The 16777-nt window shown below is 46.9% G+C and carries 19 protein-coding genes; 7 read left to right on the top strand and 12 right to left on the bottom strand.

Annotated features, from left to right (window positions below):
- The first annotated feature begins 8 nt into the window (after positions 1–8).
- Together aroF and ubiE are read left to right on the top strand one after the other, a co-directional pair.
- On the top strand, positions 9–842 hold the full coding sequence (aroF, locus tag ACM64D_RS15745) for a 3-deoxy-7-phosphoheptulonate synthase (protein ID WP_415064190.1): 834 nt from the start codon (positions 9–11) through the stop codon (positions 840–842).
- Entirely contained in the window at positions 832–1545 is a 714-nt protein-coding gene (gene ubiE, locus ACM64D_RS15750; protein WP_415064191.1) for a bifunctional demethylmenaquinone methyltransferase/2-methoxy-6-polyprenyl-1,4-benzoquinol methylase UbiE, read from the top strand. The genes aroF and ubiE overlap by 11 nt, the downstream gene beginning before the upstream one ends.
- Positions 1546–1627: 82 nt before the next feature.
- Here the strand turns inward: ubiE and ACM64D_RS15755 are convergent, their stop codons facing one another.
- The 11 genes from ACM64D_RS15755 to ung form a co-directional block, all read right to left on the bottom strand.
- A complete protein-coding gene (locus ACM64D_RS15755) occupies positions 1628–1954 on the bottom strand; it encodes a hypothetical protein (protein ID WP_415064192.1) in 327 nt (108 codons plus the stop codon).
- Between the two features lie 54 nt (positions 1955–2008).
- Positions 2009–3880, bottom strand: coding sequence for a hypothetical protein (locus ACM64D_RS15760; RefSeq protein ID WP_415064193.1), 1872 nt, complete (start codon positions 3878–3880; stop codon positions 2009–2011).
- A gap of 249 nt (positions 3881–4129) precedes the next feature.
- Positions 4130–4330 carry a hypothetical protein gene (locus ACM64D_RS15765; RefSeq protein WP_415064194.1) on the bottom strand — a complete coding sequence of 67 codons (201 nt, stop codon included), beginning with the start codon at positions 4328–4330 and terminating at the stop codon, positions 4130–4132.
- Between the two features lie 138 nt (positions 4331–4468).
- The gene (locus tag ACM64D_RS15770) at positions 4469–5368 is read right to left on the bottom strand and encodes a 1,4-dihydroxy-2-naphthoyl-CoA synthase (RefSeq protein ID WP_415064195.1); all 900 of its coding nucleotides are present in this window, start codon (positions 5366–5368) and stop codon (positions 4469–4471) included.
- A 14-nt stretch (positions 5369–5382) separates the two neighbouring features.
- A complete protein-coding gene (aroC, locus tag ACM64D_RS15775) occupies positions 5383–6408 on the bottom strand; it encodes a chorismate synthase (RefSeq protein ID WP_415064196.1) in 1026 nt (341 codons plus the stop codon).
- Positions 6405–8231: a shikimate kinase gene (locus ACM64D_RS15780; RefSeq protein WP_415064197.1), complete on the bottom strand. Its 1827-nt coding sequence runs from the start codon at positions 8229–8231 to the stop codon at positions 6405–6407. The genes aroC and ACM64D_RS15780 overlap by 4 nt, the downstream gene beginning before the upstream one ends.
- The gene (locus ACM64D_RS15785) at positions 8228–9403 is read right to left on the bottom strand and encodes a 3-phosphoshikimate 1-carboxyvinyltransferase (protein WP_415064198.1); all 1176 of its coding nucleotides are present in this window, start codon (positions 9401–9403) and stop codon (positions 8228–8230) included. Before ACM64D_RS15785 ends, ACM64D_RS15780 begins: the two co-directional genes overlap by 4 nt.
- Positions 9396–10448, bottom strand: coding sequence for a hypothetical protein (locus ACM64D_RS15790; protein ID WP_415064199.1), 1053 nt, complete (start codon positions 10446–10448; stop codon positions 9396–9398). The genes ACM64D_RS15785 and ACM64D_RS15790 overlap by 8 nt, the downstream gene beginning before the upstream one ends.
- Positions 10448–10864, bottom strand: coding sequence for a hypothetical protein (locus ACM64D_RS15795; RefSeq protein ID WP_415064200.1), 417 nt, complete (start codon positions 10862–10864; stop codon positions 10448–10450). The genes ACM64D_RS15790 and ACM64D_RS15795 overlap by 1 nt, the downstream gene beginning before the upstream one ends.
- Before the next feature lie 40 nt (positions 10865–10904).
- Positions 10905–11225 (bottom strand): hypothetical protein, encoded by a 321-nt coding sequence (locus ACM64D_RS15800; protein WP_415064201.1) that lies wholly within the window; start codon positions 11223–11225, stop codon positions 10905–10907.
- Between the two features lie 105 nt (positions 11226–11330).
- Positions 11331–12044, bottom strand: coding sequence for a uracil-DNA glycosylase (gene ung, locus ACM64D_RS15805; protein ID WP_415064202.1), 714 nt, complete (start codon positions 12042–12044; stop codon positions 11331–11333).
- 132 nt (positions 12045–12176) lie between these two features.
- Between ung and ACM64D_RS15810 the strand changes: the two genes are divergently transcribed.
- Positions 12177–12578 carry a hypothetical protein gene (locus tag ACM64D_RS15810; RefSeq protein ID WP_415064203.1) on the top strand — a complete coding sequence of 134 codons (402 nt, stop codon included), beginning with the start codon at positions 12177–12179 and terminating at the stop codon, positions 12576–12578.
- A gap of 29 nt (positions 12579–12607) precedes the next feature.
- Positions 12608–13564, top strand: a complete 957-nt coding sequence (locus ACM64D_RS15815; protein ID WP_415064204.1) for an aldo/keto reductase — start codon at positions 12608–12610, stop codon at positions 13562–13564.
- A 192-nt stretch (positions 13565–13756) separates the two neighbouring features.
- On the opposite strand, the gene ACM64D_RS15820 is transcribed toward ACM64D_RS15815, so the two are convergent.
- On the bottom strand, positions 13757–14677 hold the full coding sequence (locus ACM64D_RS15820; protein ID WP_415064205.1) for a M14 family zinc carboxypeptidase: 921 nt from the start codon (positions 14675–14677) through the stop codon (positions 13757–13759).
- Positions 14678–14803: 126 nt separating this feature from the next.
- On the opposite strand from ACM64D_RS15820, the gene ACM64D_RS15825 reads away from it, so the two are divergent.
- The 3 genes from ACM64D_RS15825 (at position 14804) to ACM64D_RS15835 (ending at position 16729) form a co-directional block, all read left to right on the top strand.
- Positions 14804–15031, top strand: a complete 228-nt coding sequence (locus ACM64D_RS15825; RefSeq protein WP_415064206.1) for a hypothetical protein — start codon at positions 14804–14806, stop codon at positions 15029–15031.
- Between the two features lie 104 nt (positions 15032–15135).
- Positions 15136–15483, top strand: a complete 348-nt coding sequence (locus ACM64D_RS15830) for a hypothetical protein (protein ID WP_415064207.1) — start codon at positions 15136–15138, stop codon at positions 15481–15483.
- A gap of 76 nt (positions 15484–15559) precedes the next feature.
- Positions 15560–16729: a hypothetical protein gene (locus ACM64D_RS15835; RefSeq protein ID WP_415064208.1), complete on the top strand. Its 1170-nt coding sequence runs from the start codon at positions 15560–15562 to the stop codon at positions 16727–16729.
- The last annotated feature ends 48 nt before the right edge of the window (positions 16730–16777 follow it).

The following is a 16777-nucleotide window of genomic DNA, read 5'->3' on the forward strand; positions in this document are numbered from 1 at the left end:
GTCGTATTATGGAAATGCAAACTATGCAAACAACTCCCTCAACCCAAATCGTCAATGTCGGTGGGTTTGATATTGGAGGCCCTCAGTTCACCGTGTTCGCCGGACCTTGCTCGATTGAAAGTTACGAGCAGTTCATGGAGACCGCAAAAGGTGTGAAGGCCTCTGGCGCACATATTCTTCGCGGCGGCATTTGGAAAATGCGCACGTCTTCCAAAGCCTTCCAAGGCTTGGGGTCTTCCTCATTTGATTTTATCAAAGCGGTTTGCAAAGAAACCAACATGAGTTTGGTTTCTGAAGTCACAGACGCTCGCCAAATCGAAGAGATCTATGACTTGGTGGAATGTTTCCAAGTCGGTTCTCGCAATATGCACAACTACGCTTTGCTTAAAGAACTGGGCATGCAAAAGAAACCTGTCATGCTGAAGCGTGGTTTTGCGGCCTTGATCGAAGAGTGGGTGAAAGCCGCTGAGTACGTTACCAGTGGTGGAAATCCAAATGTTATTCTTTGTGAGCGCGGCATTCGCACTTTTGAAACAGCCACTCGCAATACTCTAGATCTCAACGCCGTGGCTTTTGCAAAAAGAAATACCCATCTCCCCGTGATCGTCGATCCTTCTCATGCAGTAGGCATTCGTGCGCTGGTTCCAGATCTAGCCTATGCCGCTGCTGCCGTGGGCGCTGATGGTATTATCGTCGAAGTTCATCCTCGCCCTTCAGAGGCTTTGTCTGATGGAATGCAGGCACTGACTTTGGGTGATTTTGAAACCATGATGAGCAAGCTTGATAAAATTCTCACTGCCATCGACAGACCTCTTCATAAGGCGGAAGTTCATGCAAACTAAACATTCTCCCAATCCTGAGATCATCCGTTCGATGTTTTCAAAAGTGGCTGCGAACTACGATAAGGGCAATAACGTCTTGTCGATGGGTATCCACCACTTGTGGAGAAAAAAGTTAGTGAAGTACAGTGGCGCAAAACTGGGCCACAAAGTTTTGGACTGTGCAACCGGCACTGGCGACCTTGCCATTGAATTTAAAAAAACTGTGGGTTCTTCTGGCGACGTGATTGGAACAGACTTCTGCGCTGAGATGTTGATCCCAGCCCCAGGCAAAGCCCAAGAGCGTGGTTTAGACATCAAGTTTGAACAGGCCGACGTGACTCAGCTTCAGTACGCCGATAATAGCTTTGATATTTGCAGTATTTCTTTCGGCATCCGCAATGTGGGTGATCCCGTGAAGGCGTTGAAAGAAATGGCTCGCGTGACCAAGCCCGGTGGCACCGTGATGGTGCTTGAGTTTGGTCAGGTGAACATCCCTGTCTTTGGAACACTTTATAACTTCTACTCTCAAAATATTCTGCCTAAGATTGGCGGACTCGTCACAGGTCAAAAAGAAGCCTACGAGTACCTTCAAAAGTCCTCAGCCGCTTTCCCTTGTCGTGAAGAGTTCTTGGGCCTTATGAAAGACAGTGGCGCCTATGCGCACTGCGAATACACGGCTCTGACTGGCGGAATTGCTTATATCTACAAAGGCACCGTCGCCTAAAAGGTTCAGTTTTAATTATAGTAGCCCCGACGCCATCACTTACTGATGGTGCGGCGCACTTCAAAAAGGTACGGCGTACCTTCTATTTGGACGATTTAATTTCTTTTTTGAGGTCGTCGATTTGCTTTTCAAGATGGGCTTTTTCTTTCATTGCTCCCAAGCGGGACATGGAGTTTTGGAGAGAGGATTGCCCCAGTTTTTGATTCACCCGCTCCAATCGAGCTTCCAACGCTTCCAGCTTTTGATGTTTGCCAACGATGGTCTCGTAGTTCTTTTGCTGCTGTTCTTGTTGAAGATGCATCATTTGCATTTGTTGAATGGAAAGGCCTTTACGCTCTTCCTTAGCAAAAGTCGTCGATGTAAAAGAGAGGGTAAAAATAAATGTTGCGATCAATTTTTTAGATTTCATATCAATACAGATAAAAAAGGGCTCTCTGGGAGAGCCCTTTCGTTAAATTCGTTATTACTTGTTGATATAGAAAAGTGCGTTACCACCATCTTTAAGACGATAGTACACTTCACAGTTTTCGCCACCGCCAGATTCACAAGCCGTGTTTGCAGCCGCTGCTGCACAAGTTGCGTTTGAAGAGTTCACAAGACGTGTTTTTGTCTTCATATCGACAAGAACCTTCGCATCAGAAACCTTTTTGAAGCTGAGGATTTGAGATCTTTCAGTTTCACAAATTGTTTCAGAGTTTTCGGCACCCTTCACAGAGACACGCTCAATCTCTTTGCCGCTGACGACACCGCTAGAACCATCTGGAGAGTAAGTAACTCTTTCAGTCATATGGTTGCCATCGGGCTTGTTACGGCCTTCCGCCACAACAAAGTTCGCGATGTTTGTCGCACCCCAGTTGAAGTGATAACGCTTATAACAGCCCGCACCTTCAACTTTGGTATCCCAGTAGCTTTCCGCATAACAACGGTAGCGAGTCATATTATTTACGATATCTTTACAGTTTGTGGTGTTCGCCACAACATTGCCTTCAGGATTATATCCGTTCATATCCTGATTACTCAGAGCGCCAGACAAAGCTGTGCCATCAAATCCACTGAAATTTCCATGAGTATTCGTACATGTAATCGCCGCAGAATTTAGAGTATATGGGCAAGTCCAAGATTTAAATCCAGCAGGCACACCCGTTGTGTTCTCCGTACAAGATCCAGCTGAAGTCAAAGAACCCCAATTGCTGATCATCACAGGCTTGTTGTTCGCGTCCACACAGCCACCACCTTCGATGTGGGCAGAGTAAACATCCGGACTCGACGCCTTAACCATCTTACAAACAGACGCCGTTTTGCCATCGACAGAAATACGATCGCAGCTCCACATGTCGTGCTTTGCTTTGGCCGCTGTTTTCATCCACGCAAGATTACAAGATCCAGTCACGCCAGCTCCACAGGAATCACCACCAAATCCAGTGGGTGTTGTGAACGTAAACGTGTCACCGAATCCCACACTTCTTTGCGTCGAACCATCCATATAGTTCACCGGCATAGTCAGAGCAATCTTCGCGTTGGTTCTTGAATCATTGTCCGTGAACCCAATGACGTTACCACAAGCATTCACTGTCGCAGAATCCTTCCAGAAAGAAAGACCGTAAACAGGAGTCGTTGTTTCGTTTCCTTGAGCATCCACTTCCACGCCCTTCAAGCCAATAAGGAAAACGTTTTCGTTCACTTTTGGACCGTGACATTCGTTATCTGGAGTTCCAAGAGGACATGCACTCATATAGCCTGTTGGCAAAGTGCCTTCAAAGGCCGAGATCGTCCAATTTCCGCTCAAATCCAACGCCGCAGATACTGGTGGCGGAGTTGTGTCTACCGCAGTTGCGATATCGGCAACATCAACAACCACTTCACCCTCTTCATTGATCGCAATCGCGCCCAAATTCACGCTGTCTGACAACGTGATAGATTCAGATTTCTGAGTATTACCATCCATGTCCTTCTTTGAATTGTCTTGGAACTTAACAGTACCAACGGATACTAAAGAAGTCTTATTACGGAAAACCGCCATGACCTGAGAACCTTTGGCTCCGGGCAATGAGACTGTGAAAGACCCATTCGCATTAACGCTGGCCTGACCAATCGCAGGAGGCGTCGTGAACGCAATCGCATAAATCTCAAGATCCGAAAGAGTGATGGCGTTTACTCTGACATCACTCGGTTTACTTGAAACTGAGGAAACGAAACTCGCCCCCAATGTTCCTGCAATTGTCAGATCACTTGCCCCACTTGCTGCATCTGTCCCGCCGGCACCAGAACAACGAACCATCGCCGCTCCCATCAGCAAGACCGTGGCCGCTTGAACCACCTTCTTCCATGTAAACATTCGTACACTCCTTTTGTGTCATCGACACTTGTTTAAATACACAAATCCAGAGCAGGAGATTTCCCTGAGGAATTCCTCGCTTTCAAAGATTCCAATTCTGCTTTGAGGAGTTCATGGTGAGTGACAAATACTTTGGAGCGCAAATTTTTTTCAGAACCAGGACCAGAGATTCACGCAAATTTAATAAAAGAAAATCATAAGTTGTTTTATCAACGTCCGCAAAAGCCCCACGGTTCTAGACCTTTTCTACTAATTGTTGTTTGCTAACATTCGACGAAACTGAACACGCGGACCGACGTAAGGTTCTCGTCCGAGATAGCCGGGAGTGTCTTCCAATCTTTGAACTTGAGGCTGCGGAGGCAGCGGATCAGGAATATATTTCTTCGTCGGACATCCCCAAAATGCCAATGCAACCAAAACAAGAAGAAGAGTGACGACAAGAATTTTCATGACTTCATTTTCTCTCTCTGAGAGAACGCATGATACTTGTTTTCTTACACTGGACAGACTCAGAGGAACACAAATAAAAAACTCAGATTCCCTTAAGAAAATCTGAGTTCAATAAAATCATATTTTGAAAAAATCGTTTTAGTAATGCCAAGGAAACTTTGAAAAGTCCTTGCGGCGTTTTTCAACAAAAGAATTGCGACCTTCAACGGCTTCTTCTGTCCCATAAGCAAGACGTGTGGCCTCGCCGGCAAAAAGCTGTTGTCCGACCAAACCATCATCGATCAAGTTAAAGCCGTATTTCAACATGCGCATTGCTGTCGGAGACTTTGAATTCATCTCATATGCCCACTCCAACGCGACCTTTTCAAGATCCTTATGCGGCACCACCGCATTGACCATGCCCATATCGAATGCCTCTTGCGCGGAATAGTTGCGACCCAAGAAGAAAATCTCGCGAGCTCGTTTTTGGCCCACCATACGTGCCAAATAAGCCGAACCATAACCACTATCAAAACTTGCAACGTCAGGATCTGTCTGTTTGAAGACGGCATGCTCTTGACTTGCCAACGTGAGATCGCAGACAACGTGCAAAGAATGCCCTCCGCCCACAGCCCAACCCGGCACCACGGCCATCACAATTTTCGGCATAAAACGAATCAACCGCTGAACTTCCAAAATATGCAATCGACCCAAACGAGCCAAATCCATTTTTCCGACAGCTTCTTTGTCTTCGTATTTATAGCCATCTTTTCCACGAATACGCTGATCTCCGCCAGAACAAAAGGCCCAACCACCATCTTTGGGCGACGGTCCATTCCCTGTGATAATCACCACACCCACATCCGCAGAAATGCGTGCGTGTTCTAAAGCGGTGTACAACTCGTCGACTGTTTGCGGACGAAACGCATTGCGAACCTCAGGACGATTGAAGGCAATTCGAACGGTGCCCTGATCTTTTGCGCGATGATAAGTAATATCTTGAAACTCAAACCCAGGAACTTCTATCCACCATTCGGGATTAAAAATATCAGAAACCATAATTCCTTCCTCCCTTATACCCGATCCGTTTTAGCCCATAAGTAATGGTCTGCCAACACCAGCCATGTCATGGCTTCCAGCACGGGAATGGCCCGAGTCACAATACAAGGATCGTGGCGACCTTTTTTTGCCACGTCTAAAATAGAACTCGTGGGTTTAAAGGAAACTCGCAAAAGAATATTTTCGCCGGTCGAAATTCCGCCCCGAATGCCCCCATAGGGACTTTGTGAGCTTTGATGAAACTGAATCCCCGGCACTGAGGCTGCCTCAAATCCCAAACCCAGCTCAAAACCATTGGTGGCGCCAACACTCATGAAAGCCAACGCCAAATCCGACTTCAATTTGTGAAAAACAGGTTGCCCCAAGTAGGCCGGCGGATTTTGAATTAAAATTTCAGCGACCCCGCCATGACTGTCACCTTGTTCTTGGGCCTTTTTTAACATCTCCGCGACCTCTTGATCTCGAGAAGATGGAAAACGGGCTTGAAAAGAATCGACGTCCTTCTGGGCTACTTGAGAGCGTTCTTCCTCGCTCAAGACAAAGGAACCAATTTGAGAAGCATATCCGATGACTCGTGTCGGAGCACTGACCTGCTTCAACAACATTTGCGCAAAAGCTCCCGCCATGACACGGGAAACAGTTTCACGGCCCGAAGAGCGCCCCCCGCCTCGATGATCGCTATGACCGAACTTATTCTTCCACATATCATCAGCATGGCCCGCACGAGGAGTCGCTTTGATCTCTTTATAGTCTTGAGAGCGAGCGTCTTGATTGCGCACCATCACCGCAATCGGTGTCCCTAAAGTTTGCCCCTCGAAGATGCCGCTTAAAACTTCCGGAGCATCTATTTCCTGGCGTCCTGAAACAATCTGACCCGAGCCGTGATGCCCTGGACGACGGCGCTCCAATTCCTTTTTTAAAAGTCCTTCATCAAAAGTCACACCCGCCGGGCAGCCATCAATGACAACCCCTAAGGCCGTCCCATGACTTTCACCGAAACTGGTCACAACAAAGCGTGAACCAAACTGATTGGCACTCATGATTGCTCCTCGCACTGACGCCAGAAGAGTCTCTGGCCTTGGGCTTGCCCGATAAACATCACAAGACCCGATTGATAATTAGCTCCACACTTCTGCGCGTACTCACGCCCCAGAGAGTCTTCTTTATAATTCAAATCAAAAACCATTGTCGGCTGCCACTCCAGAGGAGGCATCAAAGTTTCTGAAGATCGCGGCGCCGCCCAGATAACAATCTTAGGCTCTAACTCCAAAGCCCCTTCACTTCCTGCCCGCGGGGCGCCCGTGCGGGACGAAAAGTAACTTGCATGAGGCAAAGCTTTTTGAATCATCTCTAAAGTTCCACCACCACCCCAAACAAAAATTTCTTTTTGCAAGGGAGCAATCATTCCCGCCCCTTCAATCAATTCTAAAAATCCTTGATCATCCGTCGAGGCGCCCTGCCAGAGCCCCTGAGACTCATTCCAATACAATGTATTAAGGGCCTTCACTTCAGGGTGCTGACAAAGTTGAGCGGCCTTTTCCTTATGAGGAGCCGTCACTGCGGCATGAGTCAGTCCCAGCTTTTTTAGAAGCGGCAAAGCCTCGTCCCATTCCTCGCGACGAATCGTGATAGCAAAAACGGGCATTCCCTTTTTATGAAAGAAGTCTGAATGCTCAAGAGGCGTAAAGCTATGATAGGCGGGGTCTCCAAGCACTGCTGCAAAATGAGCAGGCTTGATCGGCGTCATCACCCACCACCACAGAGAAGGCTGATCACCGGCACTGCCACCGTCTTCCTTCCAAAAGTTGATAAACTGTTTTCCTTTTTGATACAGACGATACCAGTCCCATAAACTTTGTTTTGAGCGTGGTAAAAAACTTCTTTGCGCCGGCAAGGCCACTTGCCACTGATGACCTTCACCCAACTCAGAAAAACTTTGAATCTCGGGAGCATATTTCATGTGCCCCACCTGATTTTCAAATTTCTGCCATTCCTTCATTTGGGTTTGATCATGCAGTGAAAGAATCAGCTTTTCTTTAGGCACATAAGCCAGCACATTTTCTGGACTTCCCAGTTCCCAAGGCCAATCAATCCAAGCTGCTCTATTTAAGAATTCAATGGTTTGTTCTTGGCTCCAAAATAAGTCCCAGTCTCGCTCTTCCCGAAATGAATAGATAAAAAATTCACTGGGCATTTCGTTCAAAATTCGCCGCATCTGTTCTTCAGACAACAAATCATCACGAAGTTCGATCAAGGAAATTCCCCGGTGAGAATATCTTTCCTTGAATAACTCCCACCGTCTTTCGGTCAGAAAGACATCCGGCAACACCGTCAATGCCCCTCCCACCTCATGAAGAGTATGGGTCAAAAGAGTTTTCTCAACTGCCATGGCCTGATGATGATTTTCAAACTGACCTTCAGGCATGAGATAAACTTCGTCGGCTCTATTGCGATAGTTTTGCTCTCGCCCCTCTGCGCGTTTAATAAATTCTTCTAACGGTGACATCTCGGGATTAAGTCGAGGTCGGTTAAGAAAAATACGTCCATCTAAATCGGTTCGGCGCTTCACCCACAATACTCGAACACTTTCAGGAATTACCGTGAGATCAAAACCCGCGCCCAAAACCAAATACATCTCTTGGTGAGGCTTTTGCAAAGTCTCTAAAAAAAGCTGTCTTTCTAGTTCTCGAAAATAGGCTTCACCGTGCTCTAAAAAAAGCTCAGGAATGGTTTTGCCGATCTTCTTTTCAATCTCTGTATCCAAGTCGATCAACTCAACGGAAACATCGCGAAGATAAAGCTGCAACCGCATCATCAACTCAGTCTTACCCGTTCCTCGATGTCCAACAACGGCGGTGATCATGGTGTAAGTCCTATCATCCCCCAAAACTCGGGGAAGCTTTTATTAATTGCCTGAGGCTCTTCAATATGAAACTCGTGCCCTTTTAATTTCATCAAAGCGGCTGCCATGACCATACGATGATCTTTGTCGGGAAAAAAGCGTGCGCCTCGCACGAAGGCCTGTCGAGGATTGCCATGGATGATCATTCCATCAGGTAGTACGTCATGGACCACGCCGACTAAGGTTAATAAATCAGAAACTTTTTTAATGCGGTGAGATTCTTTGAGAGCCAAATGAGGGGCCCCATAAAGCTTAGAGACACCTTGTGCCCAGCTGCAAAGCACCGCCAACACCGGGAAAAGATCCGGCGATTGAAAGAGGTCCCAATCCACCGCCTTGAGGGACGAGCTTTCTTTCACCGTCAATCGCGAACCTTCCACAGAAAAATCCACATTCATCTTCTTAAAAATCTCCAAAAAGACGAGATCGGGCTGCGCACTTTTCTCTGGAAAATTATCTAGAATGGCCTCTCCCGCCAGCGCACCAGCGGCCGCCATGGTGAAGGTCGAACTTATATCCGGCTCAACAGTCCACTCAAACTTATTGATCTTTTGTCCCGAGGGAATCAGAAACCCTTGAGGGGTCTCCTCGATTTTCATGCCCAAGGATCGCAGCATCTCAAGCGTCAGCAGAAAATAGGACTCTGAAACCTTGTCACCGACCAGTGTGAATTCCAAATCAAAGTCCAAAATCCATGCATTTAAAGCTAACGCCGAAGCATATTGGCTGGATTCCGAAGTATTTACCTGCAAAGGGCGCGATGGTTTCCTCCATCCCTGACTTTCCATCACAAGTTTTTGATTCGCGATCCGAGCGACAACCCCTAACTGCTCAAGCAAATCTAAAAGTCCCTGCTGAGGTCGTTGCAGCAAGCGAGCCGCTGCCAAAAGCTCATGGGTCCCTTTTTGTCGGGACGCCCTTAGAGCCATAAATCGAAAGGTCGTTCCCCCTTCTCCGCAGTCAATGAGGCTTTTTGCGCTGAGGTGCTGAAGCCCTTCGCGCATAAAACGAACGTCATCGCACTCAGAGTTCCCGCGAAGAACAAGTTGCGGAAAGTAGCTTTTCACAATCAAGGCGCGATTAAACACCGATTTAGATCCCGGAATTTCGCCTTGAAAATGAAAATTACCCATTGAGCTCTTCTTCCTTCTGGCGACAGACTTCCATCAGAATCTCATCGACCGTCACTTCTCGAATCACGCATTTTCCGGGTTTCTGAAGAAAAATAAAACGGACAGACTCCGATCGAGTCTTCTTCTTATCGCTTAAAAGAAGATGTCTAAAATCTTTTAAGACAGAAGCCTTCGTTTGCAAAAGCTGATCACGCACTGGCGACAACAAATATCCCATCACCGGAGCCCGCAAAAGACTGTCATAGTCTTTCTTCGCCATGATATTTTTCTGGACACTCCAGCGAAGTGAAAAATCCAATCCATAATTGATAGCCACTCCGTGCGGAAGCCTGTAATAAGACTCCAAGGCGTGTCCCAAGGTGTGCCCCAGATTCAAGACATGACGATAGCCTGTCTTTTCATGGGGATCTTTCGCAACGACTTTGTATTTGGCATCAATTGCAGGTGCGAGGTATTTCCACAAGATCGCCGAAGAGACTTCATACTCTTTGGAAAGTTGAGACCATAACGATCCGCCAACAATCCAGGCAATCTTAATCAGCTCCCCAAAGCCTTCAAAGGCACGAGCTTCAGGTTGCGCCATCAACAAAGAGCGAACTAAAACAATTTTTTCTGGTGGGTGAAAAGTGCCGATCTGATTTTTGGCAGATCCCACATTCAAGGCGGTTTTGCCCCCATGGGCAGAATCGATGGCTGCCAACCATGTGCTAGGAATCTGCACCAGCTTCACGCCGCGCTTCAAGATGCTGGCAACAAATCCCCCGAAATCACCGACGCTGCCGCCGCCCACAACCACAATCGTCAAACGACGAGCAGAGGTGTTTTCACAAAGGCGAATGATCTTTGTGATATGATCTGGAAACTGCTCAACTGACTTCAAGGCCTCCCCCGCTCTCACCGGGTACTGCAAGGGAAACTGCTGAGACCATTTCTTAAATGAAGGCACTTTTTTGGGAAGAATATCGTCATAGATCAGAAGAAATTCTTCTCCAAGATCTTTTCGGCGCGGAAGTTCAGCGGTAAAGAGCAACGTGCTTTTTTTCATTATTTTGTTTCTTTAAATTCAGCTTTTGCTTTTTCATAAGACTCAGACAGGGAATCCCAGGCTTTGCTCATTCCCGCTTTCATTTCGCTCCACGCCTTACCAGAACTCTTCTTAAGCTTGGCAAGATCCTTTTTCATTTCGTCCTGCTTCTTTTCAAGCGCCTTAATTTGTTCTTTCATTTCTGTTTTCGCTTCGCCAGTTTTGTCGGAGGCAGATTTTTTTAGTTCGGCGATTTCAGATTTGAGATCCGCCAATTTCACTTCCATATCTTTTTGGAATTGTTCTTTTTGTTCTTTGGAATAGTCAGCGGCTGCGGACACGGCTTCGCCGGTCTTTTTTTGAACTTCTTCCTTAGTGGTCGCGAAAGAGCTGAGTGAGAAGGAAAGAGCGATGAGGGACAAAACGAAATATTTCATACTGGTCTCCTTTGGACGGAGACCAGTTTACAACGGAGCTTTATTTCACTTCAAGGATATTGAGCTGTGACGGCTCATACGTGACGCTTACAGGCTTCTTGCCCGCAAGACTCTCTTCGAGCTTCTTGCGGTAAGCATCGAACTCTGCCACGTCTCGTCGCAGATAGTAGGAACCGGCATTTTTGCTAAACAAAATAACAAGCCCTTCATCATCTTCCCGAATTTTTTTTACCACATCGGAAACCTCAGAACGCTGATCGGCGCTTGCTGGCGTGCGCGTCTTTTTCGAAACCGCCTCTGCCGCTGATCCCACGCCCAATGTGGTCGCTCCCATCATCAATGCTACAAGAATCCACTTCATGCTTAACCCCTTTTTATTCTTCAATGATTTCTTATCGGCGCCACGAGGAGGCACTAGAGGCTTGGCCCTTGGTCTTGAAGGAAATATGTATCAAAACAAGACGAACTAGTGACCGTTCACCAAGTCCCAGTTGATTTCTGAAATTCCCTTAGAGCGCAAATACGCGTTGGCTTTAGAGAAGGGCTTCGTGCCAAAAAAACCGCGATGAGCCGACAGCGGCGATGGATGCACAGACTCAATGACAAAGTGCTTTTTCCGATCGACGAAGGCGGCTTTTTTCTGAGCGTATGATCCCCACAGAATAAACACCAAGTTTTCTTTTTCTTCATTCAACACATGAATGATCTTATCCGTGAACTCTTCCCAGCCTTTACCTTGATGGGCCGCGGCCTTGCCATCTTCCACGGTCAAAACCGCATTTAATAGCAACACACCCTGCTCTGCCCACTTCGTCAAAGAGCCACTCTTAGGAAGAGCCACCCCCACATCACTGTGAAGTTCCTTAAAGATATTCTGCAGTGATGGCGGAAAACGAACTCCGTCCCGAACCGAAAAGCAAAGTCCATGGGCCTGGCCAGGACCGTGATAGGGATCTTGTCCGACAATCACAACCTTCACCTTGTCAAAAGGCGTTAGATTCATCGCCGCAAAATACTCATCACCGCGTGGGTAAATTGTTTTGCCCGATTTATACTCTTGCGAAAGAAAAGATCTCAGCCGTTGCATACGTTCCGTTGCAAACTCGCTTTCCAGCTTCTTTTTCCAAGATGAATCTAACTTTATTTCAGTTTTAGTAGTGCCCATATCAATTTGAAACATGACCTCAGTCCAGGTCCGGGATTCTAATGCAAACCTATTGGTTTTCAAATATTATTTTGAAATCTCCCGAACTTGACCAGACAAATTTCGACCCCATTGTTACAATAAGACTAGAGGAAAAGGAGGCCGCCTATGACGACTCTTCTAAATCCCACCATACAACTTATTGAACAAAACCCGGAAGTTAAGTCATTTATCTATCAACAGATCGCTGACTTTGAGCCCTTTGTAACTCCACAAACTGTCGTTGCTGTCGTCGCCAGAGATCCACGAAAACTTGCGATTCAGTATGAAACAGACGGCAAGGAGTTTACTCCCGAGGGTCTTAAAAAGCTTTATCGGATCGCGATTGTCTTGAACGAAAGTGGGACAACAGTCGAAGCCGAGGGTGTCCATGAAGACATCTATCAAGCCATTAAGGCCGCCAAAGATAATCTGCTCAAAGAGCTGGTCGCTATTCAAGATAGCGTCGTCAGTCAGCAAGATCGACTGATTGAAATCAATCATTACTTGCAACCGTCCCTTCTTCATTAAGATAATGGGGCTTCCATGAGGAGGCCCCGATGTTCAATCCAAATATGCCCTATCGCAATCTTGGTCGCTCTGGACTGAAGCTGAGCTCTTTTTCCTTAGGTGGCTGGACAACCTTCGGAGGCACCGTCAAAGACTTCACCTCCGTGCGCAGCATTCTTCATCTTGCTTATGAATCTGGAATCAATTTTTTCGACATCGCCGATATCTACGCCAAAGGGGAGTCAGAAAGAATTATGGGCGCCGCTTTGAAGGACTTCCCTCGCCACGAGTTGGTGATCTCTTCCAAAGTGTTCTGGCCGATGAGCGACGACGTCAATGACAAGGGCCTTTCTCGAAAGCACGTCTTGGAATCTGTAAATAAGAGCCTGCAACGCATTGGCACTGAGTATTTAGATATCTACTTCTGTCATCGCTATGACCCTGAAACTCCCGTCGAAGAAACCGTGCGCATCATGGATGATCTAATTCACCATGGAAAGATCCTTTACTGGGGCACTAGTGAGTGGACCGCAGCCCAAATTCAAGAAGCCATGGATGTCTGCGAACGCTGGGGATATTACAAACCCCAAGTCGAACAACCTCAGTACAGTCTGATTGCTCGAGAAAAATTTGAAACCGATGTGCGCCCCAAAGCCTTTCAACACGGCATGGGACTTGTCACCTGGTCTCCTCTTGCTTCGGGGATGCTGACTGGAAAGTACGACAATGGCGTCAGCGAAGGACGCCTGTCACGAGTGGATTGGCTGAAAGAAACTCTTTACACTGAAAAGAATGTGCAACGCGTTCGCGAGATGAAGAAGATTGCTGATGGTCTGGGATGCACTCGAGGGCAACTGGCACTGGCCTGGTTGGCGGCGCAGCCTCAACTCACCAGTGTGATCTTAGGGGCTACCAATATAGAGCAACTGAAGGAAAACCTGGGGGCCTTGAAGATCAATATAACATCTGAAATAGATCAGAATCTAAATGAGCTCTTTTCGTTCTAAGACAAATGCTTTTTGCCACTAGATCTTTCATTCAACGACGACAAGGATATACTAGTTATGAAACGGTCTCTCAAGAATGAATCCGCGATGATGTGAGAAGTCTCAGATTCGCAATGTTCACTTTCTTTGAGGATCGTACGAGACGGGACTTGGTTTTTTAAATCATGTCCCGTTTCCATTTTGACTATATGATCAATGCTCCAAGGCTACTGGGAGAAAGCTCGCAGGGGAAGAGACCGTCGGCCTGGTATCCCTCTCAGTCTCTAACTTCACCAAAGAACCGATGATATCTTGAAGTCTTTCAAATGGAGAAAGATTCGGGGGAAGATTTTCCTTCAACTCCATGGTCAAAACCGGCGTCTTTCTTTCTAACCACATGTAGCGTCCCAGACTGCCAGGATAATTTCCCAAAGACTTCCAGGGAAGATAGTCAAACTTGGGCGGCGGAGACACCTTCGGTCCATCAAAATCCAAAACCTTTAAGGGCGTATGAACAGAGACGATGAAATCAGGTTGAAAATCTTCGAGGTGATAAAGAGCACACTTGGTTTCTGGCTCACTGGCCGCCTCAGCCCCCGGAAAACGACGAGGATTTGATTTCGTCGTGCGTTTCCAATTTTCAATGGCCCCTGTAGACCAATCTTTTGTGGGGAAGTTTCTGTTGATATCAATCTTATTGGCATTCGTACGAGTCTTGTACTTCACTCCATCCGGATTCAACACCGGAATCACCCGCCACGTATTGCGAGGATCAATGCCTTCCAGACGCTCCATCCAATAGCGCCCGACGGTCCCTGCGGGAGTTTCATCTCCATGGATCAAACTAAATACTAAGACCTTCTTCGCTCCTGGCGTCGATGACACTTTATCATAGTGATAAATGGGTCGTCCCTCTGCACTCACGCACAGGGAGTTAACTAAAACTTTTTCGCAAGCTTGCTTTAAAAGTTTGTCATCCCACGCACCTGGAAATTTCTTAAGATCATTAACACAGTCCTGGGGGAGATTGGCAAAATCAGCTTTTGCCCCCACTACCGACATAAATATCAGACTAAAAATGAATGTCTTCATATACCCCGTCATCACTTCCCCATTATCTCCAGGTCTTTTCATTCTCTCAAGTTGAGAAAGCGGCTTTTTTTGAATCAAGCTGAGATTCACTAGATTTTGACTAAAGTCTTAAAGCCTTTCGTCCGTAAGGTACAAGGTGTGACAATTTAGCCCCAGGTGGAGGTCCCTATGGTGAATCGAGGTAGCTTTAGTTTTGTAGCGATGTTGGTGGTAAATCCCATCGTGATACTGTTTTATCAGAATTGCTCGATGACTCCGATTAGTTATGCCAAAAATAACACACCTGTGCCCTCTGTTCAGTCTCGCAGTGTGGCCTCTGAGGCCAAACCTGTTGTCGCTGGATTCGAAAAGCCCGCTTGCGTAGAAAATAAGAAAGAGTGCCCCAAAGCAGAGTGATATTCCTAAAGTGAATATCTAGATTCTTTATATGCCTTTTACTTATTATAGATCTTCTTGTTAGAACTAAGCCATGGAGCGTAGTTCATAACAAGGAGGCTTCTATGAAAAAACTCATCCTTTCCCTCACTTCTCTGATTGCATTCGCCAGCTCCCCTTCTTTGGCATTTATCTCTGCTCAAGAAGAGGGACAACTTCTTCAGGCCATGAATCAAATCAATCCCGCGCAAGTTCAATTTGAAAGCATTCGCTGCTCGTTGAGAAACCGCATGTGTCTTGTTAAAGCTCTTGTCGGCCCTCAGGCGCAAAAAGTAGGTTGCATGATTGAGAGAATCAACGACGCCTCCGAGCTCTATGTAGAAAGCCTGGAGTCCGCTACAGGCAAGACTTTCGTCTCTTTATCTCCTTACGCTCACGCGTCTCTCTCCTCTTGTCTGAGCCAACTTCGCTAATCTTCCTCCCCGGTTTTAGACCTAGACTTGTCCTGCTTTGCAGGCCTCGATAATCTAAAACCTGAGGGGGACTTTCATGTTTAAGTATGTCTTAAGTTTGGCGCTAGCTGCATATCTCAGTGGCTGCTCAAAAAGCTCCAACATTGAAGGTGAATCCCGCGTCTCTGTCAGTGGTGGCTCTACCATTCGTGGAAGTGTGATTGTCGGCACCGAATGTGGGGCCTCCTCCGCTCGCATTCATCTCAGCGGCGTCTACGGAGCACAAAGCTTCTATAATGTGACCATCAATAGTGGCGGCACTTTCGACTTTCAAGTAAATCCCGGCCGCTATTCTTTGGCCGCCTATGCAGGAAGTTGCACCGTCAACAGCGAAGTCTCGACTCAAACCAACGCCGTCATGAATTATCAAGTCTGTCTGGGCAGCAACTGCACCAGCGTCGCCAGCGGGGCAACCGTCTATAATAGTTTTTCAAAGCCCACAGAAATTTCTGAAGCTGCTGCCTCCGCAGGACCTCTCTGCCAATGGAATGTCTATGGCTGTGCTGGTTGGATGTATCCCGGCTGGGGCGACGCGAACTTTAGCAAAGCGAATATTTATTTTACCGCAAAAGAAGACTCTGCTTTTGCCTTGGATTTGGATTTTTCTAAAGGCAACAATGCGTTGGCCGCGATTCCTTCATTGGGAAAGTCTGGCTGGAACGGACTTCTTAGAAAAAATGGCAACCTTGAGTTTGTCTCAGCAGCCCTCGGACAAGACACATCCTCGAAGAAGATCAGCTTGGGCTCTCTTTTCTATGAGACTCAAGTTGATTCAAAACTTTTGCAGTTTGAAAGTGGCTTCTGTGAACCCAAAGAAAAAGCTCTTTCAAGCATGATTGAATATCTGCGTCTTTCCGGATTTACAAACAGACCCATTGAGGATTTTGCCGCTCATTGGAAAAACCATCTGCCTTCAGCAGACACTTTGTGCGTTTATCCTCAGAATCAAAATATCATTGAAACCATTGTCAGCTATAGAACCCCTCAGAAAATGGAGTCCCGTCGGCTGTGGTTTTTGGTCCTTCCGCGCATTGATTCCGCCATGCTCAAAATACGACCCGTTCCTCAAAAGTTGACCCAATGGTTCAATCCCCCCAAAGTTAACGCGATGGCCGAGCTCAGAAAAGCTCCGCAAACACGGGCTATTGCCAGCGAACCCGGGATCTTAGCCGAAGAGTGCAGTGTCGGATTCCTTTTGGAGCGCTAAGCCAACCTAGACCTTTCAAAATAATTTAAAAGAGGGGCTTGACTTACA

This window comes from Bdellovibrio sp., assembly GCF_047637665.1.
Classification (GTDB): domain Bacteria; phylum Bdellovibrionota; class Bdellovibrionia; order Bdellovibrionales; family Bdellovibrionaceae; genus Bdellovibrio.